This is a genomic window from Mesorhizobium sp. GW821-FHT04C10, assembly GCF_059420305.1.
Genome location: NZ_JBWKTL010000001.1, coordinates 270,331 through 285,260, shown reverse-complemented (window position 1 = coordinate 285,260; position 14,930 = coordinate 270,331). Strand labels below are relative to the sequence as shown.

Genomic DNA, 14,930 nt, shown 5'->3' with positions numbered 1-14,930 from the left:
GGTTTTTTCCAGGGAAAAGCGCGTAGCGCTTGCCCTTGGGAATTCCGTTAAGACAAAGAGATAGAGCGGTTCGCCGTTTCCGTGAAACGGTGAAGCGCTCCAGTCGTTTGGCGGCGCGAAAACCGCACCAATAAAAACCTCCACCAGGTGGGCCTGGCGGAGGTGTGAATTCCTCGAATAATGGATCGAAGCGTTGGATCGCGCCGAAGTCCCGAGGCTTACTGGCTGGCCAGCGGCGCCAGCTTGACCTTGATCACATCGCCGGGCAGCACCAGCGTATCTTCCTTGGCGGCGATTTCGCTGGTCTTGCCGTCGACATTGCGCACTAGCGAATAGAGCAGGGTAGGCTGCTGGTCGTTAGTGATGGCGGCCGTCGTCGCGGGATCGCTGGCCTGGGCTATCAGGCCTCTCTGCATATTCACCTTCAACGCGGCCTCGTTCAGGTCGGCTTCGGTCTGCTGCCGGTCGGCGGCGAGGCTCGAGCTCAACGTGTTCTGGGCATCGATGGCGTCCTGCGTCGCCTTGCTGATCGCCTGCTTGGCGGTAAGGATGGCCGTCTCGTAATCGAGGATCTTGCCCTGCAGGTCGGTGACGGACTGCTGCGAATCCAGAAGCCGCGCATTGGCGACCAGGCCCTTCTGCGCCAGCGGACCGATGCTGGCGAGCTGCTGCTGCGCCAGGTCGACCTGCTTCTGCTGGTTGACGATCTTCTTCTGCAGCGATTCGATTTCGGCCTGTAGGACACCCTTGAGATCGTCGAGCGCCTCGAGCTTCAACTTCAGCGCCTTCTGGTCGGCGGTCAGGATCGTCATCTCGTCGTTGACGATGGTCGGCAGCCGCGGATCGCCCTCGACTTCCTTCGGCGCTTCGAAGCTCGTCTTGCCGGCCATGTCGGCGTCGATGCGGGCGCGCTTGACAATCAGCCGGACGCGCTGGTCGTCGGAGATGTCGAAATTGCCCTTGGCGGTGACCAGGTCCTTGCCGAGTTGGGGACCGTAATCGGTGTTGCGCCTGATGCCGCCGGCGACGCTGATCGCTTTCAGCACCGTAAGATCGGGCACATAGGGGAACTGGCCGGGATTTTGCACTTCACCCGAAATGTAGAAGGGTCGGAACTGCGCCATTTCGACCGAGGCTTCGGGCTTGTCCGACAGGGCGAGCTTATGCTGCAGCGCCTCGCTGATTGCCGCCGCGACCTCCGCCGTGGTCTTGCCGGCGGCCGGCAGCTCGCCGACAAAAGGCACCGACAGCGTTCCGCCCGGGCCGACCGTGTATTCGCCGTTCACCGCCGACCAGTCGCGGAACGTGCCTTCGACGGTCTGCCATTCGGCGATGCGGATGGTGAGCTTGTCCTGCGAGCCGAGATGATATTCCTCGGCTGCCGCGATCCGGGGAAGAAAAGCGAGCGATGCCGCGAGGCATGTGGCCATGAGCCGAGAGCGGCCGGAAAAGCGGCCGCTGCCAAAGGCTTCGAACATGTCTGTTTTCAACTGAACGTTCCGATCCGTTTTAGCCCCATCGCCCGATGAGCTTGCCGCCGGATGCCTGGTGCCGGCGGCCGGTCAGTAAGAGCCGCGTGACATCCAGACGGCCGGCACGGTTTTGATGATGATGCGCACGTCGCCGAACAGCGACCAGTTCTCGACATAGTGGCGGTCGAAGGCGACGCGGCTGTCGTAGGAGACATCGTTGCGGCCGCTGACCTGCCACAGGCCGGTCAGGCCGGGCCGCGATTTCAGATAGTACACCGCGGCGCTGCCGTAGATTTCCAACTCGTCACGCACCACGGGGCGAGGCCCGACAAGGCTCATGTCGCCCTGCAGGATGTTGATGATCTGCGGCAGTTCATCAAGGCTGAGCTTCCGCAACACCGCTCCGACGCGGGTGACGCGCGGATCGTTCTTCAGCTTGCGGGTCGCCATCCACTCCGCATTGGCATCCGGATTGGTGGCGAGATACGCGGTCAGCACCTTGTCGCCGTCCGGGACCATGGTGCGGAATTTCAGGCACGGAAAAATCCGTCCGCCGCGCCCGATTCGCCGATGGCCATAGAAAATCGATCCACCGTCGGAAAACTTGACGAGTAGCGCAATCATCACGAACAGCGGGCTTAGAGCGATCAGACCGACCAGCGAACCGGCGATATCGAAGCTGCGCTTGATGAGGCCGCCGATCGGCGGCGGAAAATCGGTGTCAGCCTGCGAAAAGCCCGCCGTGGCCGACTTGGCAATATCCCTCATGCGGAAACTCCATGCGTTGAACGAATGGTTCACCACACGATATCAAAAAAATGTTGCAGCGCAACACACAATTTCCCGGCCCATTGAAATAGTCACGTCATGAATTGACTAAATAATAAGCTAGCAATGCACATTTTTCGGGATATTTAGCACAATTGTGACAATAAATGGGCAAACGGAAAAAAATACGGACCTTTTTGGGGCGATTTTTGGGCAGGGCGTACTCGTCCGCTCGAGGCGACACATATTAGTGCTTTAGAAAAGTGCGAGGCTCACGACTATTAACATAAAATACTACTTAATATTATGGATTGTACTGAAAAAGCTCGTCGGCTGCAGGTTGAGTGAAATGCCGTCGTGTGCGTTGCAGCATGAAAGAGTCGATCGCGTAAGCTCAATCAAAAATATGTGCGGTTGCCCTTGCCGCCTCCTGCCCGCCTTAATAGAATTGCAAATTATACCTGTCACAGTGGCGACAGGTTGAAAGGCCGGAAGCAACCGGCCGAGAGCGGGTGATTTTAACAAGCCCGCATGACAAGGGACGGCGCTCGGGTGGGGCAATTATTGGATATGACCCGAGCCGGTTTATGGGCTGTTGGGTAATGTCGCTTCCAAAATTCATCGTTGGGATGCTTTTCGCTCTTGCGATTGTCGTCGCCTGGTCCTGGCTTGGCGGCGCCTCGCTGGGCACGACGCTGCTGCGCCTCGTCATCTGCGCGGCGGTTATCCAGGCCGGCTATTTTGTCCTCGTCTATGCAATGATCGCCAGGAGCGCACCGACGCATGCGGACAGGCTACGTGAAGCCGAAAGAAAGCTGAGTTCGCCCGAAGTGCCCGAAGGCGAGAAGCTGGGCAGCGCCCGGCGCAGCCTGCATTAGGCAGTTCGGATATTCAGGTGATACCGGCCTGACCTGAATTCTCAACACCCCGATCGAGCCTCAGGCCACATTGGCGGGTTCGGTTTCCGACTGTTCTCCCGACAGCATCCTGGACAGCCGGCTCGCCGGCTTCGCCTTCAGCCGCTGATACTGTCCGACCTCCACCACACGGCCGTCTTCCATCGCCACCACCCAGTCGGCGAAGGCGATCATCGATGGCCGGTGCGCTATCGTCAGGATGGTCATTGCGCCGCGCAATCCATCGATCGACCTGGCGATCAGCGCCTGGTTCTGCCAATCGAGCGCGCTGGTCGCCTCGTCGAGGATGAGCAGCGACGGCTTGCGCAGCAGCGCGCGCGCCAATGCAATGCGCTGGCGCTCGCCACCTGAGAGGCGCGCGCCACGGTCGCCAACCACGGTCTCGAGCCGCTGGTCGAGCTGTTCGACGAATTCGCTCGCATGTGCGGCGCGCAGCGCGGTCCATAACGCGTCGTCGCTGGCCTGTGGCGCGGCAAGTCGCAGGTTCGCCGCGATCGTGTCATGCAGCAGGAACACGTCCTGCGGCACATAGGCCACCTGGTCGCGCCAGAGCCGGCGATTGCCGGCATTGATCTCGACACCGTCGACCAGGATCTTGCCGGTGGTCGGCTCGAGCAGGCCAAGCAGCATGTCGGCGATCGTGCTCTTGCCTGATCCCGAAGGCCCGATCAGGGCGGTGACCTTGCCGGCCGGAAGCCCGAAGGTGATGTCGCTCACCACCGCCTTGCCGGCGCCATCGTCGTAGCTGAAGGAAACGCCGCGAATGTTCAGCCCGGTATCGAGCGACAGCTTTTCGGCATCGTCGAATTCGGCATGGCCCGGCTCGCGCTCGGCGTCGAAGCGTGCCTGCAGGCTGCGCATGGCCATATAGGCGGGCAGGTTGATCAGCACCTGCTGGGCCTGCGTCTGCATGTCCATGAAGCGGGGCGCGATACGCATGAAAACCAGGAGCAGCACGACAATCTCGGCCAGCGACAGGTTGAAGCGGACCAGCGCCACGTAGATGAACAGGCTGAGGCCCACGACACTCGCCACCTGGAACACGGCGGTACCGATCGAGCTGTTGCGCACATAGTCGATGTTGTCGGCCTTCATCCTTTCCAGGGTTGCCTGCAACTGCGCGAAATAGCTGGCCTCGACATTAAGGCTCTTGGCCACCTTGATGCCGCCGAGGAATTCCGAGACTGTCCGGTACTGATCCTGGCGATTGCTGGTCAGGACACGCCCAAATGCTGTGGCGCGCGAGCGAAACGGCTGCAGCGCTATGAACATCACGATGCCGATGACGATCGCAAACGCCGTCATGATCGGCGAGATGAACATGGAGATCACGAGATAGCCCACCAAAAGCACCGCGATCTGCACCAGCATCAGCAGCGAGAAGGCGGCGCCCTGGACGCGATCGATGTCGCCGGTCAGGGCGTGGTCGAGGTCTGAGCTGCGCATGCGCGAGAACACGCCCCAGCGGGCCTTGCCGATGCTCTCGAACAGGTTCATGCGCAGGCGGTTGATGAAATCGAACAGAAGCCTGGCCATGTAGACCGACTTGAAGCGGTTGAATGCTGCCTGCACGGCAACGAGCCCGACCAGCGCGCACAGCACCGTCGTCAGCTGCAACGTTCCGTCCGGCACCAGCCAGCGCACGAAATCGTTGTTCGGCAACCGCACCGCGAAATCCTGGTCGGCGCGCCCGACCAGGTGAAGCAGCGGCACAAGCAGCAGGATCGAGATGCCCTCCGTCAGGCTGCCGAGGATGAGGAACAGCAGCGCCGTCCAGGTCCGCCGCCCGCCGATCTGGGCAATGACGGCGCCGAACGCAGCGACATCACGAAACAGCGACAGGCGAAGGATCGAGGACTTCGACATGATTGCCCTCACCGCTGCCGGCAGCCGGCCGCCGGCTCCCCGGCGGCTAAATTGCCAACTGCAAGGTCGGCTTCGATCAGCTCCACCGCCTCGCCTATCCTGTCGAGGCCGGTCGGAACTTCCAGCCGGAACACGCCGACATGGTTAGCGATTGCTGAACATTGGCGAAAATGCAGCGCCGCGAAATCGCCGGCCAGCGCCGCGCGGCCGAACCGCGTCACATAGGAGAATTTGATGATGGCCGGCAGGGCGGCGATACCGGGCAAAGGCGTGATCTCGGCCTCTTGGCCTCGCTCGAGCACATAGATCCTGGTCGCCGGCACCGTGCCGCCGGAGAAGGCGCCGTGCAGGCGATGTTGCATCTTCTCGATCGACGGATGCACTTGCGGCCGCACCTCCGCCTGGCCAAGCGAAATCGCGGCCGCGGCATCTGCGGCAAGCTTGATCTGGGGAAAGCCCGGAACGATCATCGGCGCGACGGGGTTGGCCAGGTCCAGCGCCACGACATCATCGGTAAGCAAATCATGCCCGGCTCGGATCAGCGCGCTTGCCGTCGTCGACTTGCCGGCGCCCTTGTCGCCCATGAAGATGGCGCCCCTGCCGGCCACCGCGATGGCGCTGGCATGCAGGACGAGCAGGCCACGCTGGTGCAGCAACAATGCCATCACCGGCCCGAGCAGCGGGAAGGCAAGCAGCGCGTCGTCGACGCCGGGCGCCGGCTCGATATCGATGCGGCTGAAATCGTTGATCAGGAAGGCGCCGACGGCATGCCATGCCAGATATTGCTGGTCCGGCTCGAAGCGGAAGATTGTCGCGGTCTCGGACGAAGGCTTCGGCATGTCGATCGTGCCGATGGCGATCAGGATATCCGGCGTCGCCGGCTCCGCCGGCTGCAGTTCGGGCAACGCCACGTCGGATGCGACGGTCAGGCCATAGGCCCGGTAGTAACGCCGCTCCCTCGTCATCCCGTCACGGGAAGGACGATCACCAAGGTAGGTGGCGAACGGCTGGTTACGAGGCATCATGCGGGGCTCCCGCTGTGCTGGACCTGCCGCAGCCAGAGTGACAGCGAGGCCGAACGCCACACATACTGGACATCGAGAGGGGTTGCCTGATCGGGCTGGCGCAGCAATCGACCATATGCGGCGCTCACCTGTGGCAGGTTGACATAGGGCGCTATGCGCCCGGCATCCGAGACCAGCAATTGCTCCAGCAGGTCGCGGTGGTTGCGCACCATGCCATTGACCAGATTGGCGGTGAAATCGATCTTGTCGCGCCGCCACTGGACCGCCGCCGGCAGGATGCCCTCCATCGCCCGGCGCAACACGTAGCGGCCAAAGCCGTGGCTGAGTTTCTCCTCGCCCGGCAACGCCAGGCAGAATTCGACCAGCGGCTTGTCCCAGAAGGGATACCGTGGCTCGACGCCGAAATTGGCGGCCGCCTTGTCGAGCACCTCGAAAGAGTGCGGCACATAGCCGTTCAACAGGATCCAGCGATGGCTCAAGGCGTCGCTGGCCTGGACACCCGGCGGCATGTATCCGGCCCGGTGGAAACGGTCGATGATCTCGGTGCGCCTGGCCAGGTCCGGATTGATCAGGTCGCGCCAGCTGCGGCCGCGCTGTATCCGCGTGGGCTTGCGTATCCGGTTCAGCGCCCGGATCGCCAGCTGTCTCAGCCTGGCGATCCGCCATGCCGGCCCATAGAGCGTCAGGAACTGGAAATAGAGGGCGAGCGTGCTGTCGCCATAGGTGTTGGAGGCGCTGCGGACCTCGCGCCAAAGGTCCAGCCACCTGCCGCCATTGGCAAGCTCGTGCAGATGGCCATGGCCCGGCGAAACGACCTCGTCGCCGCCATGGCCGTCGAGCAGCACCTTGACGCCCTTGGCGCCCGCGGTCCTGTAGATGCCGCGGGTCAGCGTCAGCCCCGGCGCCAGGAAAGTGCCTTCCTGCTCCTCCAGCACCCGCTCGAATTCGGCGAAGGGTGCATAATTGCCGACAGGGATCAGCGTCGGATCGGTTTTCTGCTGATCCAGCACCGCGTCGATGAAGAACCGCTCGTCCATCGACGAGCCCTTCACGAAAATCAGCGAGAAGGTCGGCAGCCTGGGTTTCCGCTCGGCGGCATTCTGCAGGCCGGCGACACAGGCGATCGAGGAGGAGTCGAGGCCGCCACTCAGCATCGCGCCGATCGACTGACTGCCGCGCATCCGGTTGCGCACCGATTGCGCGAACAGATGGCTGAATTCCTCCGCCGCATCCGATCGCAGCGGCCGCGCCGATGGTTCGATCTGCCAATATCGGCGCAGCACCACCTGTTGTGCGGTGACGGTGAGGCTGTGACGTGCGGGCAGGCTGAAGATATCGTTGTAGGGGGTGGACTGCGGGTCGTCGGGAAGTCCGGCCAGGAATCCCGAAATGCGGTGTTCGCTGATGCGCGCATCGACCCCCTCGAGGCCAAGCATCGGCCCGATCTCGGAGGCAAAGGCAAAACGCCGGTCCGCGGCGTGGTAGTAGAACGGCTTGACCCCGAAATGGTCGCGCACGCAAAACAACAGCTGCCGCTCGGCATCCCAGATGGCAAAGGCGAAGTCGCCCTGCAGGTGGACGGGGCAGGATTCGCCCCAGCGCAGATAGGCCCGCATCAGCAATACTGCGTCAGCGACCGATCTGTCGCGGACACCCAGCCTCGCCATCAGCTCGTCGCGATTGTCCAGCCGGCAATCGGCGGTGATGGCGAGCTTGCCGCCGGCCATGGTCAGTGGGCCCGGGCCGGCCTCGTCCGTCGTGTTGAGCCAGGCGTGGCCAAGCGCGATGCCGCTGTCCAGCCACCACGAGTTTCCGTCGGGGCCACGGTGGCGCATGCGTGCCAGCATCTGCTGGATGTCGGTCGCCGCATCGGCCGGCGCGGATCCCCGGACCGCGAACGCTTGTCCCTGTCGCAGCAGGATTCCGGCCACGCCGCTCATCGGCTGCCGTGGTCGACCAGATGCGCGAAGCCGTCGACGGAGCCGCCAAGCACGACATGGTTGTCGCTGACCAGCCAGGCATGCGCCTTCAATTGCTCGCCCGTGCCGCGTTCGATGCCGATGCGGATGTTGGAGGCATTGCCCTGGCGTGCGAGAATGTACTGACCCGAGAGCGCCTGGGTAAGGCAAGTGGCGCGCGGCACGAACCGTGCAGCCGCGGCGACGCCCCAGGCGACGAGCCGGAGCTCGCCCATACTGGCGCACTGGCGCGCGTTGAGCCGGGTCACCATGCCACGAACACTGTTGTAGGAGAACAATGTCAGCCCCAGCCGGACGGTGGCGACCACCAGCAGGCAGTGGCAGAGGAAAAGGGCTTCAGAGCCGCTCAGCGACAGAATCCTGGCCAAACTCCACCGGCCGGGCCGCCGGGTCGTCGGCCTGGGTCTTTGTTCCATCGCAGGTCTTTGCCGCGGGATCATGGCCTTTTGCGCAGCCTGCCTAGACGAGTGCCTCATGCTGCACCCTCGCAAGCCCGTTTTCGGCGAGGCCCTGCAGCAATGCGTCGACGTCGGCCTTGCAGCGCTCGGCGTCGACATTGTAGCGCGCAAGCACGGCGCCGCGGATATCGGCGATCGACTTCGGCTCCTGGATCAGCTCCCAGATGAACGCGCCGACGCCGTTGAGGCTGTAGTAGATATTGGATTTGAGATTGAGAAGCGCGAGGCCTTCGCCAAATTCGCAAGCCACGGCATCCCCGGTGGCACTTACGCTATCGTGCTCGGATGGGTTCCAGTTCATGCCAAAACCTCGTTGCAACACACGGTCCACGCGTCGTCGGTTCAAGAGGGAAAGTCGGGGATTTTCATCCCCGGCTCCATTTATGGTCTTGGATCCCGGAAGCCCAACGTCACTCCCCCGGAATCAGGTTGGTGTCAGGAGAACGTCAGGTCGCCAATTGGGGTGTGCGCGGGAAACGACGCGTCGATTGCCGTGCTGCCACCACCGCCCTGGGTGATGGTTTCAATGGAACCATGTACCGTCAGGCTTGGCGTTTCGTACTCGTGCTTTTCAACATTCTGTTCCATTTTACTCTCCAAAATGAGGACTGGAAACGGCCTGTCGAGTGCCGTCAGCACTTTCATGCTGCGGTGCAATAGCTGCATGGCAGCATTTATGAGTCAAGCCTGATTTACCTCTGGTTAATCAATTAAAGGTTGAAGGCGTCACCATGTGTGTGCGGGCTGCTCAAAATTCCGCCGCTTTTGAACTGAAGCTCGAACCATCTGACTTCGGCGATGGCGATTCTTTAAGCAGTTGATTTTATTTGCATAAAAAGTTGGTAGTGCTGATGCTTTTTTAGGCGTCCCTAAAGAAGATGGATTTCTGTTAGCCGACCCGCGGTGATGATCGGCCGAAACGCCTCGATGGCGGTTGCAATTCCAACCGTATATCTCACGGTCTTCGGAAGGCTCGGCAACCGCTCTGGTTGCAAAATTTCGCACTGCGAAAGGAAAGACTTTACGTCGCCGAGGTTTTTGAGGATGCTTTGCTTCGCACCTGCAGCATACGCGTCGCGCAAACCGCGTTTTGGAGACCATGCGCTCGATGGCCTTGCCGGAAAGTTCCTATGAACGACTGCGCGCCGCCGACTGCGCCGACGAGATTGCCTATGTGCGGGCCTGCCTGCGGTTGTATTTCTCGGGGGCGGCGGCCTCGGCCGGCGATCTGTCGCGACCGGGCCTTTCCGATGCTGCCGTCGCCGACATCGCCAGGCTGAACAAAGTCGCCACCTTCGTTCTGAAGGCGCTGTCGCGCGCCCCGGCGGGCGACAGGCCGGCTGAGCTTTCACAGTGGCTCGACACCTATCGCCGGCAGACGGTTTCGATGAACGCCGCCTGCCTCATGGATTCGATGGCGATCCACCAGGCACTGCGCGACAGGCAGATCGATTTCGTCTTTCTGAAGGGCCCGTTTCAGCAGCATCTGCTCTACGACGACCATTTCATGAAGCCATCGGGCGATGTCGATATCCTGGTTTCGCCTGCAGGGTTCTCGAGGGCGCGCGACGCGCTGCGTTCGATCGGCTACGAGGTATCAGGCAAGTCGCGCTCCGTCTGGTGGGTTCGCTTCCTTGGCGAACAGCACATGATTCGTGGAAGCGGGCCGAAATCCTCCACGGTCGACCTTCACTATCGGCTCCAGCAGCCCGGCTCGCCCAGCCCACGCGATGCCGACGGGTTCCTGCGGCGCAAACGGCTGGTCGAGATCACCGGCACCGGAGTGCCGTTCACGTCGGTCGCCGACACGCTGATGCTGTCCTGCATCAGCGTTGCCAAGGCCTTGTTCAACCGCGAACCCTGCGCGGGCTATGTCTGCGATATCAGGGCCAGCGCCAATCGTCTCGACGAGGCCGATCAGCGCCGTGTTCTCGATGCGGCGGTGAGCCAGGGGCTGGACGATACGCTGTTGCTCGGCCTGCGTGCCGCCGACGTGCTGTTGGGCGGCACCGACACGCTCTTGTCGGAGCGGGCCAAGCCGATCCTTTCGCGCATCGGCAACGAGGATCTGCTCAACATGGTCATCGCGCCATGGCTGTCGTCACTGCGATGGCCGCAGCGGCGAACCGTTTTGTGGGAATTGTGCGGCCGGGCTCCCGTCCGCTATCTGGCGGAAGCCGGCTGGGCGGCATCGGCGGATATCAGCCGCCGCATCTTCGAACGGCCGGCCAGTCCGTGATGGCGGTGGGCATCGAATACGTACAGGGCGAGGGCAGATCGAAACCTGTGCAAGAGGCAAAACCCATGTCGATGACGAAATCCGAGGTTTGCGTGATCATCGCGGCCAAAAACGCGGCACGCACGATCGCGGTAGCCATCGCATCCGCGTTGCGCGAACCGGAAGTGACGGAGGTCGTCGTCGTCGATGACGGCTCCGCCGACAACACCGCCGAGGTTGCCCGCTCGGCCGACGACGGCAGCGGCCGGCTTGCGGTGATGCGCCTCGATGTCAATCGCGGCCCGTCCTTCGCCCGCAATGCCGCGATCGCCGGCTCGAAGGCGCCGTTCATCAGCATTCTGGATGCCGACGACTTCTTCCTCGAGGGCCGGTTCCGCAACCTGTTTGCCGGCGCCGATTGGGATTTCGCGGCCGACAACATCATGTTGATCAGGGACGACGCGACCAGCGACGCGACGAAAATCGTCGCCCCGGATTTTGCCGCCGAGCCGGAATTCCTCGACTTCGAGCGCTTCGTAGAAGGCAACATCTCCAGGCGCCGTGTGCAAAGAGGCGAGCTTGGCTTTCTGAAGCCCGTGATCAGCCGCGCCTTCCTCGACCGGCACCGATTGCGCTATGATGAGAGCCTGCGGCTGGGCGAGGATTACGAACTCTACGCCCGCGCGGTCGCCCACGGGGCGCGGTTCAAGGTCATCCGCTCCTGCGGCTACGGCGCCATCGTGCGCGCCGATTCGCTCAGCGGCCGCCACAAGACGCAGGACCTGAAGCGATTGGCCGACGCGGATCTGGCGCTGCTGGCGATCGACAGCTTGCCGGAAGGCTCCAAGGCGGTGCTGCGGCGGCATGAGCGGCACGTGCGCGACAAATACCGGCTACGCAACTTCCTCGACGTGAAGGCCGAGCGCGGGCTGGCTTCGGCCGCGGCCTACGCCTTATCAAGTCAATCCAACCTGGTCCCCATCGTCCAGGGCGTGGCGTCCGACAAGCTCGAGGCGCTGTTTCGTCGCGTTGGCCTTGCCTCCGGGCAAAGGCATGTGCCGCCGTTGCGTTTCCTGATGGCCGGGACCAGCGCGGGCAAGGAACGGTAAGGCGCTGGGAATGCTCGGTTTATCCCGCCGGCAGCACGTCACCGCGCAAACCATTTCCACCGGATTTATGAGTTTACGAATTGGGTGGTTGCCTCACGGCTCCGACGATGGCAGTCTATGTTGCGGTGCAGCAAATTAAACGACCAACCGAACTGGCCCCCGATCGGATTGGTCTGAAGTCTCTCCCGTCAGTGGAGTGGACAATGCGGTACGAGTTGTTCGGCCCCCGGTTGCGGGGGATTGGCCAGTAGCCCGGCACGCAAGCCGGCGATGACAGGAATTTAAGCCATGGCCTCGATATTCGGCTTCAGATCAAGGGATCCTGCCCGCGACCGGCAGGCCGACGTCTCGCGCCTCGACCGGCTGGCGAAACTCTTCGAGCAGATTGCAGCCGAGATCGAAGCCGAGAAAACCGGCCTGGAGAGCCGCTACCGCAAGACGGCCACCAACGCGGCCTTTCTTGTCGAAGCCATGGAAAACGGCTCTGCCTCGCGCAGGCGTTCATCCGAAGTCACCGCGCTGACGGAGTCGATCCTGAATTGCGAGCGTCGCATCGCGGCGTTGTCGCGCCAGAACGGCATGATGAGGGAGCTCCGTCATTCGCTGGATATGGTCTTCGACGAGGGTGCGGCGTCCGATTCGGCCGCCGCCGTCGATTTCGCCAGGCCCGCTGGCGCCGGCCGAGCGTGATCGTGAAGGCGCGGGACTGCCGCAAGGATGCGGTGCAAGACAGGAGAGGGATTTCGGGAGGGTCAAGGAGGAGGTCAAGGTTGGCCCGTTTGGAAGCGGTTCAAACGTCGACTTTGGGTTGGGGACACACAGCACAAAGGTGAGTTTGGTATGAATTCGGGTTCGAAATCCACATCCACGACTGCAATTGACGCATCGCCCTTCGCGCACCAGGCCCGGCGGACCGGCCTGTGGCTGCTGGGTCCGGCCGGGGCGCTGCTGTTGGCTGCTCTTGCCAGTTTCCCGGCAGTTCCCGCCCATGCACAGAATATCGAGACGGCCCCCTCTTTCGTCGACGATTTCACCAGTTTCAACCGTGAACGCTGGTACGTTTCCGACGGCTGGACGAACGGCAGTCACCAGAATTGCACCTGGTCGAAGGGGCAGATCAGTCTGTCCAACAGTGTATTGTCACTAGGGTTCGAGAAGCAGAAGACGAAGGATCGCGAATTCGCCTGCGGCGAGATCCAGACCAAGCAGCGCTTCGGCTACGGCACCTACGAGGCGCGGATGAAGACCGATACCGGTCCCGGCCTGAACGCGGCTTTCTTTTCGTATATCGGCCCGTCCGACAAGCAGCCTTGGGACGAGATCGACTTCGAGATCCTGACCAAGGACACATCCAAGGTGCAGGTCAACGCCTATATCGACGGCAAGGGCAAGAACGAGAAGCTGGTCGAGGTGCCCGGCGGCACCGACAAGGCCTTCAACGACTACGCCTTCGTCTGGGAGAAGGACAGTTTGCGCTGGTACGTGAACGGCCAGCTGGTGAACACCATCACCGATCCGGCGAAGCTGCCCAGCCATGCGCAGAAGATTTTCTTCAGTTTTTGGGGCAGCGACACGATGAACGGCTGGATGGGTGCGTTCGCGGATCCGGGCCGCAAGCTCTCGCTGCAGGTCGAACGCGTCGCCTTCACCGCGCTCGGCGAACCCTGTCAATTTCCTGAATCGCTCGTATGCACTATAAAACAGTTGGGAACGTCGAATTGAACCGGCCGGACCCAAAGCGGTTCGCGGCCCTGGACAGGAACGAAATCGAATGAACTTGACGGTGTTTGGAATTGGCTATGTCGGCCTCGTGCAGGCGGCGGTGCTTGCCGAGGTCGGCCACCAGGTTGTTTGCGTCGACATCGATGCAAACAAGGTGGAACGGCTCAACCAGGGCTTCGTCCCGATCTTCGAGCCGGGCCTTGAAAGCATCGTCAGGGAGAATCACGCCGCCGGCCGCATCAAGTTCACCACCGATGCCGCCGCCGCCGTCAGGCATGGGGAAATCCAGATGATCGCGGTCGGCACGCCGCCCGGCGAGGACGGTTCGGCCGACCTGAAATATGTGCTGGCGGTCGCCGAGACCATCGGCCGCGAGATGGAGACCGCCAAGATCATCGTCGGCAAGTCCACCGTGCCGGTCGGCACCTGCGAAAAGGTAAAGGCCAGGATCGCCGAAACACTGAAGACGAGAGGGCGCGAGGACCTGAGCTTCGACGTTGCCTCCAATCCCGAATTCCTCAAGGAAGGCTCGGCCGTCTCCGACTGCATGAAACCCGACCGCATCATCGTCGGCACGTCCAGCGAGGACACCGAGGCGGTGATGCGCGAGCTCTACGCGCCCTTCAACCGCAACCACGAGAAGATGATCGTGATGGACGTGCGCAGCGCCGAGTTCACGAAATACGCCGCCAACTGCATGCTGGCGACCAAGATCAGCTTCATGAACGAGATGGCCAATCTGGCCGAGCAGCTCGGCGCCGACATCGAGGAGGTGCGCAAGGGCATCGGCAGCGACCCGCGCATCGGCTATCACTTCATCTATCCGGGCCTCGGCTATGGCGGCTCGTGCTTCCCCAAGGACGTCCGCGCCCTGATCAAGACCGCCGAAGGCGTCAAATTCGACGCCAAGCTGCTGCGTGCCGTCGAGGAACGCAACAACGACCAGAAATCCGTCCTGTTCGACAAGGTGAACCGCTACTTCAAGGGCGACCTCGCGGGCAAGACCTTCGCGCTGTGGGGCCTGGCCTTCAAGCCCAACACCGACGACATGCGCGAGGCGCCGGCGCGCGTCCTGATGGAGGCGCTGTGGAAGGCCGGCGCGACCGTGCAGGCCTATGACCCCGAGGCGATGCAGGAATGCCAGGCCATCTACGGGCTGCGCGACGACCTGATGCTGTGCGGCACCAAGGAAGCGGCACTGCGCGGCGCCGATGCGCTGCTCATCGCCACCGAATGGAAGAGCTTCCGCGCGCCGTCCTTCGACGCGCTCAAGGACGCGCTGACCACACCGGTCATCTTCGACGGGCGCAACCTCTATGACCCCAAGGTCGTGGCGCGCCATGGCATCGAATATCACTCGATCGGCAGAATGGCGGCATGAGGCTGGAGTGGTGAG

Annotated in this window: 14 protein-coding genes; 6 read left to right on the top strand and 8 right to left on the bottom strand. The window is 62.4% G+C overall.

Annotated features, from left to right (window positions below; all coding sequences use genetic code 11):
* Nucleotides 1-218 precede the first annotated feature (218 nt).
* Entirely contained in the window at nt 219-1,478 is a 1,260-nt protein-coding gene (locus AC07UC_RS01305) for a polysaccharide biosynthesis/export family protein (RefSeq protein WP_494903567.1), read from the bottom strand.
* An 84-nt stretch (nt 1,479-1,562) separates the two neighbouring features.
* Nucleotides 1,563-2,240 (bottom strand): sugar transferase, encoded by a 678-nt coding sequence (locus AC07UC_RS01300; protein ID WP_140770020.1) that lies wholly within the window; start codon nt 2,238-2,240, stop codon nt 1,563-1,565.
* A gap of 602 nt (nt 2,241-2,842) precedes the next feature.
* Between AC07UC_RS01300 and AC07UC_RS01295 the strand changes: the two genes are divergently transcribed.
* A complete protein-coding gene (locus tag AC07UC_RS01295; RefSeq protein WP_140770019.1) occupies nt 2,843-3,118 on the top strand; it encodes an exopolysaccharide production repressor protein in 276 nt (91 codons plus the stop codon).
* Nucleotides 3,119-3,178: 60 nt separating this feature from the next.
* Here the strand turns inward: AC07UC_RS01295 and AC07UC_RS01290 are convergent, their stop codons facing one another.
* From AC07UC_RS01290 to AC07UC_RS01265, 6 genes are all read right to left on the bottom strand, one after another.
* On the bottom strand, nt 3,179-5,023 hold the full coding sequence (locus AC07UC_RS01290) for an ABC transporter ATP-binding protein (RefSeq protein WP_494903564.1): 1,845 nt from the start codon (nt 5,021-5,023) through the stop codon (nt 3,179-3,181).
* A gap of 8 nt (nt 5,024-5,031) precedes the next feature.
* Complete coding sequence (locus tag AC07UC_RS01285; protein WP_494903562.1) at nt 5,032-6,048, bottom strand: phosphoenolpyruvate carboxykinase (ATP); 1,017 nt, start codon at nt 6,046-6,048, stop codon at nt 5,032-5,034.
* Nucleotides 6,045-7,988, bottom strand: a complete 1,944-nt coding sequence (locus AC07UC_RS01280) for a lasso peptide isopeptide bond-forming cyclase (RefSeq protein ID WP_494903561.1) — start codon at nt 7,986-7,988, stop codon at nt 6,045-6,047. Before AC07UC_RS01280 ends, AC07UC_RS01285 begins: the two co-directional genes overlap by 4 nt.
* Nucleotides 7,985-8,395 carry a lasso peptide biosynthesis B2 protein gene (locus AC07UC_RS01275; RefSeq protein WP_494903560.1) on the bottom strand — a complete coding sequence of 137 codons (411 nt, stop codon included), beginning with the start codon at nt 8,393-8,395 and terminating at the stop codon, nt 7,985-7,987. Before AC07UC_RS01275 ends, AC07UC_RS01280 begins: the two co-directional genes overlap by 4 nt.
* A 91-nt stretch (nt 8,396-8,486) precedes the next feature.
* Entirely contained in the window at nt 8,487-8,786 is a 300-nt protein-coding gene (locus AC07UC_RS01270) for a PqqD family protein (protein ID WP_202324825.1), read from the bottom strand.
* 134 nt (nt 8,787-8,920) lie between these two features.
* Nucleotides 8,921-9,073: a lasso peptide gene (locus tag AC07UC_RS01265; RefSeq protein ID WP_010913078.1), complete on the bottom strand. Its 153-nt coding sequence runs from the start codon at nt 9,071-9,073 to the stop codon at nt 8,921-8,923.
* Nucleotides 9,074-9,593: 520 nt separating this feature from the next.
* Between AC07UC_RS01265 and AC07UC_RS01260 the strand changes: the two genes are divergently transcribed.
* The 5 genes from AC07UC_RS01260 (at nt 9,594) to AC07UC_RS01240 (ending at nt 14,915) form a co-directional block, all read left to right on the top strand.
* Entirely contained in the window at nt 9,594-10,724 is a 1,131-nt protein-coding gene (locus tag AC07UC_RS01260; protein ID WP_202324824.1) for a nucleotidyltransferase family protein, read from the top strand.
* 65 nt (nt 10,725-10,789) lie between these two features.
* A complete protein-coding gene (locus tag AC07UC_RS01255; RefSeq protein ID WP_494903557.1) occupies nt 10,790-11,812 on the top strand; it encodes a glycosyltransferase family 2 protein in 1,023 nt (340 codons plus the stop codon).
* A gap of 288 nt (nt 11,813-12,100) precedes the next feature.
* Complete coding sequence (locus AC07UC_RS01250; protein WP_494903555.1) at nt 12,101-12,502, top strand: hypothetical protein; 402 nt, start codon at nt 12,101-12,103, stop codon at nt 12,500-12,502.
* Between the two features lie 150 nt (nt 12,503-12,652).
* Nucleotides 12,653-13,534 carry an endo-1,3-1,4-beta-glycanase ExoK gene (exoK, locus tag AC07UC_RS01245; RefSeq protein ID WP_494903553.1) on the top strand — a complete coding sequence of 294 codons (882 nt, stop codon included), beginning with the start codon at nt 12,653-12,655 and terminating at the stop codon, nt 13,532-13,534.
* Nucleotides 13,535-13,583: 49 nt separating this feature from the next.
* Nucleotides 13,584-14,915, top strand: coding sequence for a UDP-glucose dehydrogenase family protein (locus tag AC07UC_RS01240; protein WP_140770003.1), 1,332 nt, complete (start codon nt 13,584-13,586; stop codon nt 14,913-14,915).
* Nucleotides 14,916-14,930: the final 15 nt, after the last annotated feature.